The organism is Paenibacillus tritici, from assembly GCF_018207515.1.
Classification (GTDB): Bacteria; Bacillota; Bacilli; order Paenibacillales; family Paenibacillaceae; genus Paenibacillus_AQ; species Paenibacillus_AQ tritici.
Genome location: NZ_CP073365.1, coordinates 7592538 through 7612153, shown reverse-complemented (window position 1 = coordinate 7612153; position 19616 = coordinate 7592538). Strand labels below are relative to the sequence as shown.

The following is a 19616-nucleotide window of genomic DNA, read 5'->3' as shown; positions in this document are numbered from 1 at the left end:
CATAAGGATGATCTTCAGATGAAAATATTATTAGTTGAAGATGATAAGACGATCGCGTCGGGACTGGAATATTCGCTGCAGCAAGAGGGTTATTGGACCGTTCTCTGCCATGATGCCGCTTCAGCCCGAAAGGTGCTCGCTGAAGACATCGATCAGTTCACTTTGTGCCTGTTCGATTTACAGCTTCCAGACGGAACGGGCTATGAATTATGCAAGATGGTGAAGGGACGACGGGATATCCCGGTCATTTTCTTAACAGTGATTGATGATGAGGTCAATGTCGTGATGGGACTCGATATGGGAGCCGATGATTACATTACCAAACCTTTTCGGGTTCGCGAGCTTCTCTCCCGGATCAAGTCCGTCTTGCGGAGATACCAGAAGCTGTCCCATGCCGGAGCGGTCATTGACATTGACAATGTGCGCATCCATACGCTGGAAGGCAAAGTATATAAAAACGGTGCCGAAATTTCGCTAACCGCCTTGGAATACCGCTTATTGCTGATCTTCGGCAACCACGTTGGACAGGTCCTCACCAGGAATCAGCTCTTGGAGCAAATCTGGGACGTGGCCGGCGACTTCGTGAATGACAACACGTTAACGGTTTATATCAAAAGGCTAAGGGAAAAGCTGGAGGATAATCCAGAGCAGCCGGCTCTGATCAAAACGGTACGCGGTTTAGGCTATAAGGTTGGTGATTAGATGCTGCGCAATCGGGAAAATCAAATATTATTACTCGTCATGGGTTCGATCAGCTTATCGGCGATCGTCATTGCTGCTTTCATATCGTCTGTCGCCGTTGCCCTGGTTATTATTGTATCCGTGCTGCTTACCGGCACCGCTGTATTATTCACAAAACGGAGATATTACGAGCTAGAGAAGCTGTCCGTCTATTTGCGGGAGATTAGCAGCGGCCAGGCCTCCCTTGACCCTCGCGATAATCAAGAAGGTGAGCTTAGCATCTTAAAGAATGATATTTACAAGGTGACACGCATGCTCTCCGAGCATCGTTCGCTATTGCAGCGGGATAAGCTTCAACTGACCGATGCCATCTCCGATATTTCACATCAGCTCAAAACACCGATCACCTCTATGACAGTCATGGCAGATCTGTTAAGCGCCCCTGATCTGCCTTCACTCAAAAGAACGGAGTTCACCCATCATATTCGCATTCAGCTTGAACGGATCGATTGGCTTGTTTCATCCTTATTAAAGCTAGCGAAAATGGAAGCGGGAACTATCCCGTTCAAAAAAGATCGAATACACATGAGAACCTTAATCCAAAAGGCACTGGAGCCGGTTATGATTCCGATGGATATTAAGGGACAGACCGTTTCCATCACAGGGGATGACAACGTCTCTTTTGCCGGCGATTTCCGTTGGACTGCTGAAGCGGTTATCAATATTTTGAAAAATGGAGTGGAGCATACACCTGAGGGCGGTGCGATTACCATCACATTTTCCGACAACGTGCTATATACGGAAATCGTTATTGCTGACAACGGAGAGGGCATTCCGAAAGAGGATTTGCCTTATATATTCAAACGTTTTTATAAAGGAAAGAATGCTAATGAAGGAAGTATCGGTATAGGGCTTGCGATGGCTCACAGCATCATTGCAAGCCAGAACGGCGTGATTGATGTAACGAGCGGCAGCGGGAGGGGTACAGAGTTTCGGATCAAATTTTATAAGCATGTGATTTAACAGCATTCCGTAAGTGACTGAACTGTCACCTCCAACGTCACTGTAAAGTCATTTTGGACAGTTAAAATGATATTTATCAGATGAACAATGGAGGTACAACCATGCAAATGAAGCAGCAGCGCAAGATTACTTTTATTATCACGATAGGCTACACCCTGATTATTCTTTATTTTATGCTTTTTGCTTTCGGCAGAGCGGATACGGTAGATCAAACCAGTCAGTACACCTTTATTTTTTTGCCGGACGGTTTTTTTAGGGTGCCGGGTCTTTCCGATCTTCTACATCCGACACTGATGGACTTGGTGGGTATTGGAAACTTTGCAGCCTTCATACCTTTTGGCATACTGTTTCCGTTGTTATACCGCACTAGCTTTGTTCGCTTCATGACAGGGTTTATCCTGTCCATTCTTGTGGTGGAGACCATCCAGGCCCTAACATTCCTCGGCAGCTTTGACACGAACGACGTCATAACGAACTCAGTGGGCGCTGCTATTGGATTCGGGGGCTACAAGATTGGCTTCCGTACAAAAAACTACTGGAGAAATATCGCTGCTACAGGAATTGCCAGTGCTGTGTTAATGCTCGGCGTATGGGGGGTCTTCGGAGTAGTTGATCAAGTGTTCACCAAAGAGTTGGCCCCTTTTGTAGCGATAAACGAATGGGAAGATAGTACCGGAAATCGAGTAACGGGAACCAAACAGGACAGTCTTAAGATTGGCGGTCAAGACGTGACACCCCAATATAATGTGTATGGCATCGAAGGCAAAAAGAAGGAAACATATACGTATTCGCTAGGCAATAAGAGTGATCTGTATCTTAGATTGAATTATGGAATTCCTGATCATAAGGATTTTCAGGGCAGCCTTAAGGTTACCGTTGACGGGCATGAGCTCCTGTCTGTATCTGCAGAAGATCAGCTCCATGAGCCGGACAATAGGATCCTTCATCTCACCGGGGCTAAAGAGCTTAAGATAACCATTGAGGGGAATGAAATCCTTTGGGATGTTGGATATAGAGAGATGGTATATAACTGGAATTGAGCATCTCGGGAAGGAGGGATGGCAATGGAGATTTTAACCATTGAAAATTTGTCCAAAATATACGGCACAGGCGAATCGGCGGTGAAGGCGCTTGATGATGTTTCCTTTTCGGTCCAAAAAGGTGAATTCGTCGTAATTATCGGACCTTCCGGATCGGGGAAATCGACACTCCTTCATATGCTGGGCGGTGTGGATCGACCGACTGGCGGGAAAGTGTATGTTCAGGATACGGATATGTATACCTTGGACGAAACGCAGCTGGCCATCTTCAGACGCAGGCAAATCGGGCTGATCTACCAGTTTTTCAATCTGCTTCCCGTCCTGACGGTGGAAGAGAATATTACGCTGCCGCTCTTGCTGGATCAACAAAAGGTAGATCAAAAGCAATTGGCTGATCTTGTGAATACGTTGAATTTGCAGCATCGATTAAATCATCTGCCGAATCAGCTATCCGGTGGACAGCAGCAGCGTGTCTCGATTGGCAGGGCGATCATCGGCAATCCTGCGATCATGCTGGCCGACGAACCCACCGGGAATCTGGACAGCAGGAATAGCAGTGAGATCGTCGATTTATTGAAAATGCTGAATAAGACCTATCATCAGACCCTGCTCGTAATCACGCATGACGAACGGATCGCCCTGCAAGCCGACAGAATCATTTCAATTGAAGATGGGAGGATTGCCAAAGACGAGGTGATAAGGCGATGAATATTGTCAATACATTAACCATCCGGCATCTGAAGCAGAACAAGAGACGAACACTTGTGACTATTCTTGGCGTAATTATTTCGGTATCCATGATGACCGCTGTCATTACGCTAATTTTTTCCTTTGCGGATTTAATGATCAGACAAACGATCACAGATACAGGGGAGTGGCATGTTCAGTATCAAGATATAACCAAGGAACAGCTTGCGGCGATAAAGGGCGATGATGCAACCAAAACAGTTGCAATCACAAGAGACCTTGGGTATGCCCCATTAGAAGGAGGACAAAATTCCAATAAGCCGTACTTGTTCATTAAGGAATATGATGTGCAAGGGTTCACACAATTTCAGATTGAAATAAGCAAAGGGCGTCTTCCGCACACGGACAAGGAGGTTGTGATCTCCGAGTCTGTTACAACAAATGGCAAAGTGAAGTACGAAATCGGCGACCGTCTAACGCTTCGGGTCGGCGACCGATTCAAACAAGGGGGCGATCATCCCCTGGATCAGACGGAACCGCTGCGCAGGAAAGACGGCACATTGACCGAGACATTACAGCATAGCATAATTAGGGATTATACGGTGGTAGGCTTCATTAAACCTCCGGTGTCGGAACCGGCCCGGGCCCCGGGTTATACGATCATTAGCTATGTCGATGATCATATCATCGGGGGGGACGATCGGGTCGATGCGTCGGTGGTCTTGCAGCAGGTCAATCCGTTCTTGTTCGCACATGCGGAGAAGCTGGCTGAGAAAAACCAAATGGACACTGTCCAATATAATAACGATTTGCTTCGTTATTATGGCTTGTCCAGCAGCGGAGCCTCATCCAGCATGATGTTCTCATTATCGGCAATCATTATGGGGGCCATTATAATTGGCTCGGTTGGGCTCATCTATAACGCTTTTGCGATATCCGTCTCGGAACGCTCCCGCCATTTAGGGATGCTCGCGAGCGTGGGGGCGACGAAAAGGCAGAAGCGAAATTCCGTATTTTTTGAAGGTATCGTCATTGGTTTGATCAGCATTCCCATTGGCATCTTATGCGGTCTTGCCGGAATCGGAATCACCTTTTCGTTCATGAACACAATGATTGAAGGGGCATTATGGACTAGTGAAAAGCTGAGGCTTATCGTCACGCCGTTATTGCTCTTGATTACTTGTCTTGTTTCGATGCTGACGATTTTCGTTTCGGCGTATCTCCCGGCGGTTAAAGCATCCAGGGTATCTCCCATGGACGCGATTCGCCAAACCACTGACGTAAAGCTTACGGCCAAAGCAGTGAAGACGTCGAAGATCATTCGTAAGCTCTTCGGAATCGAAGCAGAAATCGGGCTGAAAAACTTAAAAAGGAACAAACGAAGATATCATGTTATTCTTTTTTCGCTGGTCATCAGCATCGTTTTGTTTTTGACGATATCGTTTTTCACGACTGGCCTGACACGATCTCTGGCATTGTCGCTGGAAGGCATCAATTACGATATCGAAGTGTCGTCCAGTAATGGCGAAAGACTAGATGACCGGTTGATGCAATCGCTTGTATCTCTGGATGGCGTCACGGAATATAGCGTCAGTCATGAGTTAGTCAGGAACGCTTGGGTCGATGCAGCAAGCATCGCCGACGAGTTGCAAGAGAAGGTTAAGCAGGATAAGAGTATGCTGCAAGACGGGAAATACCCTTACGAAATTAAGCTCTATGCACTGAATGATTCGAGCCTGCAAGCCTATGCCAGAGCGGCCCACGCAGATTACGAACAGCTTACGGATCTGGATCATCCTGCCGCAATCGTGATGGATACGATTCATTACAAAGATATAGATACGGGGAAATATATTCAGACGAAGTCCATATATGCGAATATCGGACAACATATCGAGCTAACGAGTTTTTTTAAAGCGAGCGGGGAAGAAACGAAGGCCAATAAAGTGAGAGTTGCCGCATTGACGGATAAGGCACCGATGGGGATGAGCCCGTTAGGCGTAGGCGGGTTAAATATAATCGTGTCGGAACGCGTCATGAATCGGCTGGCAGACGGCGAGGAGCTGGCTAACGCTTCGATGTATCTCCATTTGAAAAGCACGGAACCGGTGAAAACGCAGCAGGAAATTGAAGCGTTGAATGAGACCAATCTGAATGTCTACAATGTATATCAATCCAGAATAAGAGAAGAACAACAGATTCTGCTGATGAACGTCTTTTCTTACGGTTTCATCGTATTAATCTCTGCGATTTCCGTTGCGAACATCTTTAATACGATCTCAACAGGGCTTGCTCTTCGCAAACGGGAATTTGCGATGCTGAAATCCGTAGGCGCGACGCCAAAGGGGTTTGCAAAAATGCTGAACTATGAGAGTATTTTTTATGGGGTCAAGTCGCTCTTGTATGGGCTTCCTGTCAGTTTCGCCGTGATGGTTCTGATCTATAAAGCATTTGCGAACAAATTCAGCTATGGGTTCACCCTGCCCTGGATGAGCATTCTGTCTGTCATTGTGTGTGTATTTGTCATTGTCAGCTCTGCGGTTGTTTATTCCGGAGCTAAAGTAAAAAAGGAGAATATTATTGATACCTTAAAGCAAGAGAATATATGATTTTAGAATTGCGGGATTGCGGACCGTTATTACGATTTGGCAGTAGCTGAGAAGAGCATTATCAAGGAGGATACGGGGATGAGAATGCCAAGCGACAGCGAGCTGACATTGCTATTCGTCGGAGATGAGCAACAGCTGCAGCAATTTGCTTTTGCGAACAGCGTCACCATAGATTGGAGAGAAGAGGACGAGGAGATCGTCCGATTGTTCGGTAAACAGCTTCCCGATGAAACGGTCGAGGTAACGCCTACGGACAAAGGACTGGATGTTACCTACAATGGACAAATGCATTCGATTGCGCTTACCTTTACCGGAAATGACCGCTACATCACGATTCGCGGCTTTCAGGAGCTGATCCGGGACAAATACGAAATTCGACTGTTTGAGGCCTCGTATCTTTCCGATACGCACGAATTTTTGATTTTACCGAAGCAGAAGTGGGAGGAGCTGGATGCCCGTTATCCGGCGCGGAGTAGGGAGATATTCCGTGTCATTGATGATGAGCTTGATTTCCCGTAAATTTCACCGATAGACTGGTTAAACTGAACCTTAGTAAGAAATAAGTAGCTATACGTAATTTCATTTGACACCCACCCCCAACCAGTGCTATTTTTACTCTAGAATATCAAAGGCAATGTAACCTTAGGGTTCAACCTCGCTGAGAAGTGTGGGGTTGGGCCTTTTTTGCATTCCGATAAAGGGAGGAATATTAGCATGTTGCGGACAGAGTTACTTTTACAAAGACTGGATGAGATTGGGGGGACGCTCGGACGTAAGGGCGGGGCGCTTCTGCTGCTGGGTGTGGGGTCGGTGGGGGTGGAGCTGGAGCGAATGGATGAGTATTCGGATTTGGATTTTTTTGTTATTGTGGAAGCAGGGCAGAAGAAGAGGTATATTGACCGTCTGGATTGGCTGGAGGAGACGTATCCGCTTGCCTATGCTTTTAAAAACTCTGATGTGGGCTGCAAAATCTTGTTTGAGGATGGAATTTACGGCGAATACGCGATATTTGAGGAGCGAGAGCTGACTGACGTGTCTTATACGGAGGGCCGGGTGGTGTGGAAGGCTCCGCTGTACAGTAACACGGCTATAGCCAAACCGCGCAGACCGCTGCCGAGTCAAAAGTGTGATTCCTTAGACTTTCCGCTGAACGAAGCGTTAACCAATCTGTACGTGGGGCTGGGCCGTTATGCCAGGGGAGAGCGCCTGTCTGCGGCACGGTTTATTCAGGGCCACGCGATCGACCGGATTTTGTCGGTGCTTCATCTGCTGGAGCCGGAGGTGGATTACTTCCCTGATCCCTTCGGAAATGAGCGCCGTTTAGAGAAGCGGTACCCCAGTTTTGCCGACAAGCTTGGCGGTATGCTGCAGGGATATGATCGTGTACCCGAGTCGGCACTATGCATTCTAGAGTTCATTGAAGCCGTCTATCCGGCCAATCCAAGACTTAGCACAGAGATACGAGACCTGGTTCACAAGCTTACTGCCAGATAACGTTAAGCTGAAATAAGTAGCGGCAAGTTTGTTGAATAAGTAGCAAAGGGCACCTGCTTGGGCGTCCTTTGCTTTAAGGAATCAGGGGTTTCTGCTTCATGTTTCGATCACAGTGATTTAGAATGTTCGCAAATTGTATTATTACCTGCGGTGATTCCCTCTCTTTTAAGATGGTTATCGCCCGCATCACACATTTCTTTTAATAAGGGAAGCAATGTCCGGCCATAGTCCGATATTGAGTATTCTACTCTAATGGGAACCTCGTCTGCATATACCGCGCGATTCACTAATCCATCCTGTTGCATTTGCTTTAATTGTTCGTTTAAAACCTTATGTGAGACGCCTTCACAAATTTTGAGTAAGTCTTTTGTGCGCTTTTGCTCATATCCTAATTGATACAGGATAATGCTTTTCCATTTACCACTAATGATATTTTGCACCACATCAAATCCAGTATTTATTTTATTCATGATATCCTCCTTACTTCGAAGTAACCTAGTGACTATAAAGTGCAGTATTTTCAATTGCAGACGCTCCAGATAAGATGATTATAGCAAATCTAAGCTATGGGGGGCGTTAAAATGAGTTTGCAGGATATTATCCTACAAAGGAAATCGGTCAGACATTATGATCCAAACTATAAGATTGAAAGAAAGGAAATACTTGATGCGATTGAACTGGCAGCCAAGTCACCAAACGGAAATAACATTCAGAGTACACGCTATTTACTCATCGAAGATAAGGAGTTGCGCGCTAAAGTTAAACCCATTGCATATCACCAGGAGCAGGTTGAAACCTCCAGTTATTTGATTTTGATCTTGGGGGATTACCGTGCTTTTCATACTGAGAATATCCATGCTATTCAAGACAAGGCTTTGGAGAAAGGTTATTTCACTCAAGAAACGAAAACGTATTTAACAAATGCAGCAATTGGTTATTATCACAACATGTCTAATCAAGATTATTTAAAAGAGTTGGTCCGCGATGGCAGTCTGGCTGCAATGACCTTGGTCCTTATTTTGAACGACAAAGGGTACCAGACCATCACGATGTCAGGTTATGATAAAGCTGCTCTTTTTGAAGAGCTCAATATTCCCGGACATTATGAAGACATTATGTTATTAAGTGTGGGCAGAGGGATTCAAGAGGGTCATTCCACTGTAAGACATGATATTGAGGATATAACGTTTATAGATCGGGTACCTTCGTGATCGGATATGATCGCTATATCACGATTCGCGGTATCCAGTGCGGAGCAGGGAAATATTCCATGACATCGATGATGAGTTGGATTTTCCGTGATTAGAACATGATGAATTTATAAGGAGCGGAGCATCATTTGATGGTGGTGTCAGATTCGATTGATGCGGAAGAGCATGATTCGCCATTGATAAAAAGCTGCAAAAGGGTGCAATGAAAGGGTGGTATTACCAACTGTCCCCCCGGGAGATCATTCATAGCTGGGTTGAAGTGCTATATGAAAGCAAGTGGTTGAATATCGAAGGGTTTATACTGGTGGCGGCCTTCAAGGCCGCTTTTTTCTGTCTCCGATAGCCCCGTTAAACTATGAAATGAGCGGAGATAATCTACAGGCTTCGACAATTGTTTAGAAAATGTATAGGTCCCTATTTTATAATTGTGAGGTATGTCATATAGTTCGGCGCATTTGCACCAAGAGTGTTACTACATACCAAAACGATTTCAGAAAGGGATGAATTAAATGGTAAGCAACAACATGAATTTGCGGAAAATTGGAATTATGTTTCTGATCTTTACTCTCGTCTTCACGGGCATGGGATTAAGCTTTGGAGCTTCAGTGAGCTATGCTGCTTCTTCGGATATTTATGTAGCAAGCAATGGCAATGACAATACAGGTGATGGGACCGAAGACAAGCCCTTTGCTACTCTCCCCAAAGCCAATCAAGAGGTGGTCAGCGGGGGAACAATATATGTCATGGATGATATCACTTTGTCACCCGTTCAGCCCGGGAAGTTCCTAGAGCTCAGAGGGGGCAAACAAATTACAATCACAACAGATCCTAATGCCTCCCAAACTGCTGTGATTAAGCGTGGGGGTAGCGGAACACTTTTAGATCTGCTTGATGGTCACCTTACATTGAAGAATATCATCATTGACGGCATGGGAACTAATTCTGCTGGAAGAATCGTTAATGTATACGATGCTTCAAGTCTAACCATAGAAGATGGCGCGATTTTACGAAATAATAATATTAATAACTTGCCGGCAAGTGTAATTTACGTAAGTGATCCGGCATCGACTGTCAAAATGACCGGGGGAGAAATCAGCGGTAATAAGTATGCTGGTACGGCTACGAGTGCGATCCTTTTGAGTAATGGTGAATTCACTATGAGTGGAGGCCAAATTACCGGGAATATTGGCGGAGGCGTTGAAGTCGCAGCAGGTAAATTCATCCTGTCTGGAACCGGACAGATTACTGAGAATTTGATCGCATCGGGCAAGGGTCAAAACGTTAATTTGAAAGGCTCTAATCTTCTTTATATGAACGGAGACTTTACCGGGAAAGCGGGCATCACCGCGCAAAATCGGATGACGGAAGGCAGCAAGTTCGGGGAGGCCATTGCCGGCGATCTGAAGGGTATTAAGAATCTGTTTGCGGACAACACCCCATCTATATTTGCTGCGTATGGAGAAGGCAATGCCTTGGTATGGAAAAAGGCACCTGCCCCTGGCGGGGTGGGAGTCAATAATGGATTGATTTCATGGGTAGATGTAGGCAAGAGTGCTAACCCTGAGAATGGCCTGGTTACCGAGCTGCAAGATTTGGCCATTAATGAAAAATGGGACCGAACTGAAACTAACCGAAATATTCCATATAGCGCCAATGCTGTGAACTATAATCCCGCTATTCAGGTGACTTCGGCTACTACCTATTTCAAGAAAGCTTCTGTAGGTACTCCACAGGACACACAACGGGAAGTGTTCTCGGTTCAGGCAAGCAGCGATTTTAGCGGATTTCCTTGGGATTTAGGTGGTAAGTCGGCGACTTCTGAATATGGGAATACATCAGGGAAGCTGATTCGCACCTATTTTGGATCAGATTCGTACAAAGACATTGATGTTACAGGATATGACTTGAAGAAAACACGAGTTATGAATATATGGAGTGCAGTAGACACTGGGAATCCGAATAAAGATCAATGGTCTTTTTCTTTAGATGGAAAACAGTTAGATCCAGTTAACGGTACTGGAGATCAACATAAAGTTGATTTTACTCTTGCTGCCGGCGGAAAAGTATACATTGGTGCAGGTCACTTTAGCCGGTTTAACGGCTCTATCTCCGAAGTCATTGTATTCAACAAAAAACTAAGTGAGACTGAGCGCCATAAGGTGAACAGCTATCTCGCTCTAAAGTATGGTCTATCCTTGAAAGACGCAAATGGCCAATTGATCGACTATGTCACAAGTAATCATGATGCAGAGCAGACGTCTACGATGTGGACCGCCGCTAATAATCAGGGCTATGGTAACCGTATCACCGGAATCGGGCGTGACGATCAAGGGGCATTGGATCAGAAGCAATCGAAGTCTCAAGATAACGGCGCTAACGTAACGATTTCATTAGGAGCTACGGTAGCAAATTCTAATGAAGAGAATACCCAAGAGATTGCTAACGATAAATCTTTTTTTGTTTTTAGCGATAATGGGGCTGGGACCGAGTTCATTAGTTCAATCGATAAAGACAATGAAAGTCTAAAGCATACTGCACGCATTCACAAAGTGGAGAAGACCAACTGGGCAGATAAAGATTCGGAAACAGGGTCACCTGTTCAGATTACATTGCAGGTAGATAAAGTAGAACCTGCTGAACAATGGCCTTTATATTTAGTTGTCAGTGCAGACGATCAATTCGATCATCAAGACAAGTTCTACGAGCTGGTTGACGGCAAAGCAACGCTTAGCAGTGAAGATTTTAACAATGGATCATACTTCACTATTGCAGCGCCATCCCCGAAGCTAATAAGTGCGATACTAGATCAAGCTACAGCAAATAGTAAGCAAATTGTCTTCACTTTTGATCAAAATGTAGTGTTAACTGATTCAACGGGTTTCTCCATTGAAATGGATGGTACAGAGGTACCGATTGGTCAGGTTAGTATTAAAGTTGATCCGGTTGATACCACAAAACTGATAGTTACATTACCATCCGGAACAGACATTGCCGGCAAAACGGTAACAGTATCCTATAACGGAAAAGGTAACCTGAAGGGGAGTAACGGAGTTCCTGTAGATGCTTTTGCCAAGGATATAACAAAGCTAGCGAAGCCTAATGCTCAATTGAATAAGGACATGCTATCCTGGGGTCCAATAGACCATGCAGACAATTATGAAGTAACGGTGAAGTTAAGTGACGGCACCAGTATTACCAAAGCCGTATATGGAGCAGAACTCGATTTGTCGACATTGGGACTGAAACCCGGCAGCTATGATGTAACGGTAACGGCGAAGTCGGATAACGATGCCTATGTGGATTCGGAAGCGTCAAATTCTGTAACATATACCGTTTTGAAGGTCGACAAGACCGCTCTTGAAGGTAAGGTAACCGAAGCAGGCACGCTCGATAAGAAAGAGTACACCGCAGAAAGCTGGTCGAACCTGGAGCGTGAGCTGACCGAAGCCAACAACGTGCTGAACAATCCAAATGCAACGCAGGATCAAGTAGATCAGGCACTGGCCGAGTTGCAAAAGGCGCTGGATGATCTGGAGAAGATCAAGGTCGACAAGACCGCTCTTCAAGGTAAGGTAACCGAAGCAGGCACGCTCGACAAGAAAGAGTACACGGCTGAAAGCTGGTCGAATCTGGAGCGTGAGCTTACCGAAGCCAACAACGTGCTGAACAATCCAAATGCAACGCAGGATCAAGTAGATCAGGCACTGGCCGAGTTGCAAAAGGCGCTGGATGATCTGGAGAAGATAAAGGTCGATAAGACGGCTCTTGAAAATAAAGTAAGCGAAGCAGGCACGCTCGACAAGAAAGAGTACACGGCTGAAAGCTGGTCGAATCTGGAGCGTGAGCTTACCGAAGCCAACAACGTGCTGAACAATCCAAATGCAACGCAGGATCAAGTAGATCAGGCACTGGCCGAGTTGCAAAAGGCGCTGGATGATCTGGAGAAGATCAAGGTCGACAAGACCGCTCTTCAAGGTAAGGTAACCGAAGCAGGCACGCTCGACAAGAAAGAGTACACGGCTGAAAGCTGGTCGAATCTGGAGCGTGAGCTTACCGAAGCCAACAACGTGCTGAACAATCCAAATGCAACGCAGGATCAAGTAGATCAGGCACTGGCCGAGTTGCAAAAGGCGCTGGATGATCTCATTGTAACGAGCGGAGAACTCAAAGAAATAAACCTTGTTGGTCTAACGAATGAAGGCAGTCAAGCTATCCCATTAACTCCTGAATTCGATCCAAATCAGAACAAAAACTATAAGGGGACAGTAACCAATAACGTTTATGGTGTCAGTCTGAATCCAGTTACAAAATATCCAGACGATACTCAGGTGAAAATCACCGTCAACAATGAAGAGTATCCTTCTGACAAGTGGAATAAGCTGCCGCTTAATGAAGGTGAGAATGAGATCAGAGTCGGTGTCTATAATACAGCCGGTGAGCTGATCAATGAATACATCTATATCATCGTGCGTGAGAAAGCTCCAGGTAACGGCGGCAACAATGGCGGTGGTAGCGACGGCAGTGGAGGCAATTCGGGGACCAGCAATCCTTCTACTCCACCAACTCTACCTACCCCTCCGACGACGGAAAATACGAACATTATAACTACCGTCAACGGTTCGAATCAATCGTTTGCCACGGGTACTGTAACACCAAATGGAGACCAAGCGACGGTGACCATCGATCCGAATAAGCTTGCCAGCTTTATTGCAGACGGTAAGGGACATAAACTCGGCATCCGCGTACCGGGTAACGGTGATGTCGAAGTTCAAGGTCTGACGCTGGAAGATCTGAAGAAGATTGCTGATACCGGGTCCAGCCTGGATATTGAAGACGTGCTGGCGATTTACCCGGTTCCTGCAGGACAGATTGATGTGAACGCGATTAGCAGACAGTTCGGCAACGCGCCAATTAGCAATATTGCGGTGAACATCAAGATCAAACGCTCTGCAGATGATGTGACGAAGCTTGCCCGCGAGAAGGCAACTCTAGGCAGTTATGAACTGCTTGTGAATCCTGTTGATCTCGATTTGAGCTTTATGCATGACGGGAAAACAGATAGAGCGGGAGCATTGAAAGGTTATGCGCCGAAATACATTGCTCTTCCGGAAGGCATTGATCCGAACCGGATTACAACAGGCGTTATCGTTAACCCAGACGGCAGCGTATTCCATGTGCCTACGGTTGTTACGAAGATCAATAACCGGTATTTCGCGCTTATTAATGATCTACGCAGCAGTGGTACTTACTCGGTGATCTGGAATCCTCAGGATTTCGGTGATGTAAGAAACCATTGGGGCAAAGAGGACGTCAACAACATTGCAGCAAGATTGAGTCTGAAGGGCAACGGAGATAACACGTTCTCACCTAACCGTAGTGTTAGCCGCTCTGAGTTTGCAGAGATTGTAGTTACCGGACTAGGCTTAATGCGTCAAAATGTAACGCAAGCTGATTTCTCCGATGTACCTGCTTCTGCGTGGTACAAAGACTCTGTAGCGATTGCCGATGAATTCGATATCGTTCGTGGTTATGATGACAGTAACTTCAAAGGTGATCAGCAAATTACGAGAGAGCAAGGATTCGCGATGATTGCCCGCGCGTACCGCTTGATTCAATCCGAAGATTTACCAAGTCAAGAGAAGATCGCTTCTACACTGGCATCTTATACGGATGGAACAAACGTAGCGGCTTGGGCACAAGGCGATGTTGCTCAGTTGATCCAGGCAGGAATAATCCAAGGCAACGGACCTCAATCGCTTGATCCAAAAGCACAAATGGCTCGTGCTGAAGTCACTGCATTGATCGCAAGAATGCTCAAAGTAACCGACCTGATTGATAAGTAATGCAAAACAACCATTGATGACCTGGAGTCGTCAATGGTTGTTTTTTTCAACGATAGACCTGTTAAGCTTAACCGTATCATAGGAGAGACAAGTTCATTGGGGGAGGGAAAAGAATGGGCAGAAGCATACTTGAAGACGGACTATTGATTATTTCTCAATGTAAAAGCATGACTGGTGATATTTGGGAAGCATATTTTGGGGCGGCGGCGATTGCAGGTTATTTTTTTGTAAAAGAAAACTCGATGCCTCTTGATACCGTAAATAGAATTGTGGCTCAATCCGAGACGATGCTCGATAAACATTCATCCCGAGGAGCAGCTCATCCCGTGTTTGGAATAGATCCTGGGGATGCGGAAAAGATGATCCTGGAATCATTGGAGCCCGGGATCGATGAGCTGCATTGGGTCGGACACAATGTTATCTATGCAGCGCTGGGTTTGTTGGCCATTCAAGAGCTGGGAGGGTGGGGGACGAAGGAGGAAATCCTGGGAATCTCCACACTGATTCGTTCTTTTGACAAGTCAATCCCCGGGAGGTCCTGGCTCGGGTATTCCATGTCTGACGTGAGGGAATTGGAAATTAATGAGAAAGATTATTTTCCGCTATTGTGAATGCAGCACAGCTGTCAGAATTCATATTAAGTGAATTGTCTTCTTTTCATACCATTTATAGAGCGGAAGCTCATCACGATTTAATAGGCCATATGCTGACCTTCTCACATGCGTTGAATATTCTGTTCGATCTCGGCCAGGTTAACTATTTTAAAAGAGGACTTCTCCCGCTTCTTAAATTGGTTAAGTCCTTCGGGCCAGTCACAATCTTAAAGCGGAATATCCGATCAAATTAAGCTCTCCTGTTGACCGTCAACCATTGATCAAGGCAGACCGGTCTGAATGGCTGCCGATTGAATATGAATATTGGTCTGTGGATTATTCCCATCATGATTTGTCAGCCAGGGAAGACAGGTTAGAAAATTAAACTGCCGCAAGGCAGCTTATTTTTGCCCTTATTCAAACCAACGGTAGGTATGTCAGCTCGGCCTTTGTTCCGACCGGTTCGATGCCGAAGGTCGTTCGCGCTTTTGCCGATAACCAGCCCGTAACCTCAATCGTGGAAGCCATCCGCGCACTGCTGTCGGATCAGCCGGTGGGCAATGATATATGGATCGCGCTTGTTTGGTGCGTTGGAATTATGATCGTGGCCTATATCTTCGCAATGAGGGCGTATAAAAGGCAGGGGTGAGGAGATCCGCAACAATCAAAAAAACGCGCCTGAACCATGATGGTTTAGCGCGTTTTTTTGGTGAATATAGCGTCAGGACGGAATGTCCATAGCGGTCTGAATATTTTGCAGATCAAGCTGGACTTGCTCCGGAATATGGTAGGGGCGGTATAGGCCCCGCTGCAGCATGTATTCTGTTATCTTTTCGTGGGAAGTAATAGCCTCGCCGAGTTGTTTCATCAAGATTTCCCTGACTTCGGGGGTAGCACATTCAGTCACAGCCATGGCGTAGTTTCTGACGCCGCTCTTGGCGTTCATCAACAGATCCATTGCGATTACGTCATCCGTCAGCGTATTAAGACCGGTCATATGTTCTACTATTGGGTTCATTGTTTTATCTCCTATACAGTTACTTTAGATAGCACTCCACTGAGTTCCTGAAGCTGCTGTTGTGATAATATGGCATCCTGCTGCAAAATTTGCATGAGCTCCGGGTCGGTTACCAGAGCCTGCATGGTCTTGGATTTCGTTAGGCACACTGTCTTAAACGCAGCCATCTCACGGACCTCGAGCAGCTCATGCAAAGCGTAATTAGAATTCATTCAGGTTGTCCTCCCATGTATCTATTCATACTCATACTCAAGGCTTTAAGATGACTTTGATGCAATCATCCGTTTTGGTATCGAACACTTCATAACCCCGCTTGGCCTCGCTAAGCGGAATGACATGCGTAACAATATCTCCAGGGTCTACTTTGCCGGAAGTGACCAACTCATACATATATGGCATGTAGTGAATAACCGGGGCTTGTCCAGAGCGGATATTCACGTTGCGCTGCATGATGTCGCCGAGGGGGAAGCCGTTATAGCGTCCGCCGTATACCCCCGTGACTTGGATAGTCCCGCCTTTGCGGACAGCCTGCGATGCAATGACAAATGCGCTCATGGTGCCGCCTTGCAGCTTCATACCGCTGGCCAGAAATTCAAGATCGCTCATCTTGCCGTCCATGCCTACCGCATCAATCACGACATCGGCCCCGCCTTTGGTCATTTCCTTGAGCGTGTTGCCAATATTCTGGTCCTGTTCGAAGTTTACGATTTCCACATGGTTTGTCCGCTTCGCATGCTGTAAGCGGTAATCGACATAGTCAACAGCGATGACCCGCTTGGCTCCCTTCAGCCAGCAGAATTTCTGGGCCAGCAGTCCGACCGGACCGCAGCCTAGCACAATGACCGTATCTCCATTCTTGACGCCAGCGTTATCTACGCTCCAGAATGCGGTCGTCATAGCATCGGCAATCAAGCTTAGCTTTTCGTCCGGATGCTCGCAGTCTTCGGGAATCTTGAAGTGAGTGAAGTTGGCATACGGAACCCGTAAATACTCGGCTTGCCCGCCAGGATACCCACCGGTTGTTCCGGAGTAGCCGAAGTATGCCCCCATATCTCCATGTTCGTTAGAATTGTCGCATTGGCTCTCCAGATGATTCTTACAATAGAAGCATTCTCCGCAAGCGATGTTGAAAGGGATGATCACTCTGTCGCCTTTCTTAACCTTGGTCACTCCAGGGCCTACTTCTTCTACAATCCCCATGGGTTCATGCCCGATGACATAGTTCTCCTGAAGGTTAGGGATCATCCCGTGAATCAGGTGAAGGTCCGAGCCGCAAATGGCCGAACTGGTCACCCTTACGATCATATCGTCCGGCTTCTCAATCTTTGGGTCCGGCACCTCTTTGACCACGACATTCTTAATGCCTTGATACGTTACCGCCTTCATGCGTAGTGTCCTCCAATATGTTCATCTGGGGTCCGGTCAAACATCCCTTTACGCGACGTATCCCCCGGGAACAAATTCATCTGCCCGATCATCACCGTATTTTTCGCTGAAAGCTGGTCGAGCTGGTACTGTTCGTTGAGCTCATAAGGATGGAACCACTTTTTGCGGATCATGAGCTCCGTGATTTCTTGGTGCAGGGCAATCCCCTGCATCAGATGATTGCGCAGCAGCGTTCTTACATCGGGAGAAGCCGTCTCTGTCAAAGCGATAGACAAATTTCGCACGCCTTCCTTGGCGCGAATAAGGAAGTCCATGGCAAAAGTCATATCAGCCATCTCCGGCATATTTAGTGAATTTATCGGGTCTAAATAATCGGTGTTCATTGGCGTTCCCCTTTAATGAGTGATAGGTGTTGGGCTATTTGGTACAGGTGCCTGGAATGGAGCTCTTGCGTAGATGGCCTGAAGCTCAGCGATCTGTTGCGTGGATAATAGGACGTCCTTCTGCATTAACGCTTTCAGCTCTTGGTCAAAGACCAAGCCTTGCATCAGTTTTGACTTGGCGAGGCAGAGCGTTTTGAAGTTTAACGCTTCATGCAGCTCCATCGATTCGTGTGGCGCTAGCGTTGGCATATTCATTGATCGTTATCCCTTCCTTTCTTTCATCGGAGTTAGATTTTCCTGTGTATTGGTTTTTTATTCTAGACTGGAACAGCATCTTCCGGCATATATATGGGTGATAGAAGCTCGAACCTTTGAGGAGGATATCATGCAAGTAAAGCTGCCGAGTGAACGTTTTTTCGGTAAGTTTGAAGCGGTTTTTTTGTTTTACGGGGCCATGCCTACAGGTGTTACCGTTTCTGAAACCGGGCGTATTTTCATTTGCTTTCCAAAATGGGGGGATGACGTTCAATGTACAGTGGCTGAGATCGTTAAGGATACATTACAGCCTTATCCCAGTGCAGAGGCTAATGCGGTAAGCCAAGCGAATATCACGACGTCCTTCATTAGTGTCCAGAGTGTTGTTGCGGATGGAAGGGGAACGCTGTGGGTACTGGATACGGGAGCTCCTAATTTCTCAGAACCCATCATCGGAGGAGCGAAGTTAGTCGCTGTAGATTTAAACACAAATTCCATAAGAAGCGTAATTACATTTACAGAAGAGGTTGTACTGCCCACGACTTATCTGAATGATGTCCGCTTTGATTTCCGTGTGGGTCGAGCAGGTTATGCGTATATCACAGATTCGTCTTCCCGGGGACCCGGAGCCATTATTGTCGTTGATTTAGAAACCGGTCATGCCTGGAGAAGGTTAAATGGGGCAATGTCCACTTCGCCCGACCCCTATTTCTTACCGAAAGTTGAAGGTACAATCCTGATCAACCGCAACCCGGATGGGTCTACCTCACCCTTCCAATTGGCATCCGATGGTATAGCGATTTCCCCGGATGGCAAGATGTTGTATTACTGCCCTCTCTCCAGTCGTGATCTGTACTCGATTTCAACGGAAGTCCTAAGAGACCGGACGATACCGGATATGAATGTACAGGCTGATGTGCAGTATTGGGGTGAAAAAGGGGCATCAGATGGAATGATCACCGATGCCAAAGGGAATGTATACGCGGGAGACTATGAAAACAATAGTATTCGCAGGATATTGCCGAACGGAATCATAGAAACGATCGCACATGACCCAAGAATTTTATGGCCGGATACGTTTTCTATTGGTCCAGATCAATGCTTATATTTCATCGTGAACCAATTAAACCGGCAGCCCAGATTTCATTACGGCAATGATCTGCGCCAGAAGCCTTATAGTTTACTGCGTATGAATATAGCCGAGCTACCAGCTCCTACCTATTAGTGAAACTATGAGGTGAGCTGCACAAGGTAAATGAGGTTGTTGAGAACAAAAGGAGCTGTCCCAGAAGCCATGAAATGGCTATTTGAGGCAGCTCTTTATTTTGGATTAGGGTGATTTCACTTTTTAAGAAAAATGCTGGGCGATAATATATGATCATACAACCTCCAC

The 19616-nt window shown here is 46.3% G+C and carries 17 protein-coding genes and 1 pseudogene; 12 read left to right on the top strand and 6 right to left on the bottom strand.

Annotated features, from left to right (window positions below; all coding sequences use genetic code 11):
* Positions 1-18 precede the first annotated feature (18 nt).
* From KDC22_RS32785 to KDC22_RS32755, 7 genes are all read left to right on the top strand, one after another.
* A complete protein-coding gene (locus tag KDC22_RS32785; RefSeq protein WP_211721650.1) occupies positions 19-702 on the top strand; it encodes a response regulator transcription factor in 684 nt (227 codons plus the stop codon).
* Positions 703-1704 carry a sensor histidine kinase gene (locus KDC22_RS32780; protein ID WP_173134459.1) on the top strand — a complete coding sequence of 334 codons (1002 nt, stop codon included), beginning with the start codon at positions 703-705 and terminating at the stop codon, positions 1702-1704.
* 101 nt (positions 1705-1805) lie between these two features.
* Positions 1806-2744 (top strand): VanZ family protein, encoded by a 939-nt coding sequence (locus tag KDC22_RS32775; RefSeq protein ID WP_173134456.1) that lies wholly within the window; start codon positions 1806-1808, stop codon positions 2742-2744.
* Between the two features lie 24 nt (positions 2745-2768).
* Positions 2769-3452 carry an ABC transporter ATP-binding protein gene (locus KDC22_RS32770; protein ID WP_076243716.1) on the top strand — a complete coding sequence of 228 codons (684 nt, stop codon included), beginning with the start codon at positions 2769-2771 and terminating at the stop codon, positions 3450-3452.
* Entirely contained in the window at positions 3449-6040 is a 2592-nt protein-coding gene (locus KDC22_RS32765) for an ABC transporter permease (protein WP_211721649.1), read from the top strand. Before KDC22_RS32770 ends, KDC22_RS32765 begins: the two co-directional genes overlap by 4 nt.
* Positions 6041-6118: 78 nt before the next feature.
* Positions 6119-6559 carry a beta/alpha barrel domain-containing protein gene (locus KDC22_RS32760; protein WP_211721648.1) on the top strand — a complete coding sequence of 147 codons (441 nt, stop codon included), beginning with the start codon at positions 6119-6121 and terminating at the stop codon, positions 6557-6559.
* A 195-nt stretch (positions 6560-6754) separates the two neighbouring features.
* Positions 6755-7534 (top strand): hypothetical protein, encoded by a 780-nt coding sequence (locus tag KDC22_RS32755; protein ID WP_211721647.1) that lies wholly within the window; start codon positions 6755-6757, stop codon positions 7532-7534.
* 107 nt (positions 7535-7641) lie between these two features.
* Here KDC22_RS32755 and KDC22_RS32750 read toward each other — a convergent pair whose 3' ends face one another.
* Complete coding sequence (locus KDC22_RS32750; protein ID WP_173134440.1) at positions 7642-8004, bottom strand: winged helix-turn-helix transcriptional regulator; 363 nt, start codon at positions 8002-8004, stop codon at positions 7642-7644.
* A gap of 111 nt (positions 8005-8115) precedes the next feature.
* Between KDC22_RS32750 and KDC22_RS32745 the strand changes: the two genes are divergently transcribed.
* The 4 genes and pseudogenes from KDC22_RS32745 to KDC22_RS32730 form a co-directional block, all read left to right on the top strand.
* Positions 8116-8745, top strand: a complete 630-nt coding sequence (locus tag KDC22_RS32745; RefSeq protein ID WP_211721646.1) for a nitroreductase family protein — start codon at positions 8116-8118, stop codon at positions 8743-8745.
* Between the two features lie 509 nt (positions 8746-9254).
* Positions 9255-14588: a DUF8202 domain-containing protein gene (locus KDC22_RS32740; RefSeq protein WP_211721645.1), complete on the top strand. Its 5334-nt coding sequence runs from the start codon at positions 9255-9257 to the stop codon at positions 14586-14588.
* Between the two features lie 113 nt (positions 14589-14701).
* Positions 14702-15199, top strand: a complete 498-nt coding sequence (locus KDC22_RS32735; RefSeq protein WP_211721644.1) for a hypothetical protein — start codon at positions 14702-14704, stop codon at positions 15197-15199.
* Positions 15200-15614: 415 nt separating this feature from the next.
* Positions 15615-15830: pseudogene (locus KDC22_RS32730) on the top strand (ABC transporter permease); the annotation flags it as partial.
* Positions 15831-15902: 72 nt separating this feature from the next.
* Here the strand turns inward: KDC22_RS32730 and KDC22_RS32725 are convergent.
* From KDC22_RS32725 to KDC22_RS32705, 5 genes are read right to left on the bottom strand one after another with little or no spacing between them, the layout of a single operon-like run.
* Entirely contained in the window at positions 15903-16199 is a 297-nt protein-coding gene (locus tag KDC22_RS32725) for a spore coat protein (RefSeq protein ID WP_173134428.1), read from the bottom strand.
* A gap of 11 nt (positions 16200-16210) precedes the next feature.
* Positions 16211-16411, bottom strand: coding sequence for a hypothetical protein (locus tag KDC22_RS32720; protein WP_173134425.1), 201 nt, complete (start codon positions 16409-16411; stop codon positions 16211-16213).
* 37 nt (positions 16412-16448) lie between these two features.
* Positions 16449-17585: a zinc-dependent alcohol dehydrogenase gene (locus KDC22_RS32715; protein WP_211721643.1), complete on the bottom strand. Its 1137-nt coding sequence runs from the start codon at positions 17583-17585 to the stop codon at positions 16449-16451.
* A complete protein-coding gene (locus KDC22_RS32710; protein WP_173134420.1) occupies positions 17582-17968 on the bottom strand; it encodes a spore coat protein in 387 nt (128 codons plus the stop codon). Before KDC22_RS32710 ends, KDC22_RS32715 begins: the two co-directional genes overlap by 4 nt.
* Before the next feature lie 12 nt (positions 17969-17980).
* On the bottom strand, positions 17981-18223 hold the full coding sequence (locus KDC22_RS32705) for a spore gernimation protein GerQ (RefSeq protein ID WP_211721642.1): 243 nt from the start codon (positions 18221-18223) through the stop codon (positions 17981-17983).
* Positions 18224-18353: 130 nt separating this feature from the next.
* Here KDC22_RS32705 and KDC22_RS32700 point away from each other — a divergent pair, with 130 nt between their 5' ends.
* Positions 18354-19448, top strand: coding sequence for an L-dopachrome tautomerase-related protein (locus KDC22_RS32700; protein WP_211721641.1), 1095 nt, complete (start codon positions 18354-18356; stop codon positions 19446-19448).
* Positions 19449-19616 lie beyond the last annotated feature (168 nt).

Bases quoted from the DNA above. Each gene is read 5' to 3' on its own strand.
- KDC22_RS32785 (WP_211721650.1), top strand. From the start codon at position 19: ATGAAAATATTATTAGTTGAAGATGATAAGACGATCGCGTCGGGACTG.
- KDC22_RS32780 (WP_173134459.1), top strand. From the start codon at position 703: ATGCTGCGCAATCGGGAAAATCAAATATTATTACTCGTCATGGGTTCG.
- KDC22_RS32775 (WP_173134456.1), top strand. From the start codon at position 1,806: ATGCAAATGAAGCAGCAGCGCAAGATTACTTTTATTATCACGATAGGC.
- KDC22_RS32770 (WP_076243716.1), top strand. From the start codon at position 2,769: ATGGAGATTTTAACCATTGAAAATTTGTCCAAAATATACGGCACAGGC.
- KDC22_RS32765 (WP_211721649.1), top strand. From the start codon at position 3,449: ATGAATATTGTCAATACATTAACCATCCGGCATCTGAAGCAGAACAAG.
- KDC22_RS32760 (WP_211721648.1), top strand. From the start codon at position 6,119: ATGAGAATGCCAAGCGACAGCGAGCTGACATTGCTATTCGTCGGAGAT.
- KDC22_RS32755 (WP_211721647.1), top strand. From the start codon at position 6,755: ATGTTGCGGACAGAGTTACTTTTACAAAGACTGGATGAGATTGGGGGG.
- KDC22_RS32750 (WP_173134440.1), bottom strand. From the start codon at position 8,004: ATGAATAAAATAAATACTGGATTTGATGTGGTGCAAAATATCATTAGT.
- KDC22_RS32745 (WP_211721646.1), top strand. From the start codon at position 8,116: ATGAGTTTGCAGGATATTATCCTACAAAGGAAATCGGTCAGACATTAT.
- KDC22_RS32740 (WP_211721645.1), top strand. From the start codon at position 9,255: ATGGTAAGCAACAACATGAATTTGCGGAAAATTGGAATTATGTTTCTG.
- KDC22_RS32735 (WP_211721644.1), top strand. From the start codon at position 14,702: ATGGGCAGAAGCATACTTGAAGACGGACTATTGATTATTTCTCAATGT.
- KDC22_RS32725 (WP_173134428.1), bottom strand. From the start codon at position 16,199: ATGAACCCAATAGTAGAACATATGACCGGTCTTAATACGCTGACGGAT.
- KDC22_RS32720 (WP_173134425.1), bottom strand. From the start codon at position 16,411: ATGAATTCTAATTACGCTTTGCATGAGCTGCTCGAGGTCCGTGAGATG.
- KDC22_RS32715 (WP_211721643.1), bottom strand. From the start codon at position 17,585: ATGAAGGCGGTAACGTATCAAGGCATTAAGAATGTCGTGGTCAAAGAG.
- KDC22_RS32710 (WP_173134420.1), bottom strand. From the start codon at position 17,968: ATGAACACCGATTATTTAGACCCGATAAATTCACTAAATATGCCGGAG.
- KDC22_RS32705 (WP_211721642.1), bottom strand. From the start codon at position 18,223: ATGAATATGCCAACGCTAGCGCCACACGAATCGATGGAGCTGCATGAA.
- KDC22_RS32700 (WP_211721641.1), top strand. From the start codon at position 18,354: ATGCAAGTAAAGCTGCCGAGTGAACGTTTTTTCGGTAAGTTTGAAGCG.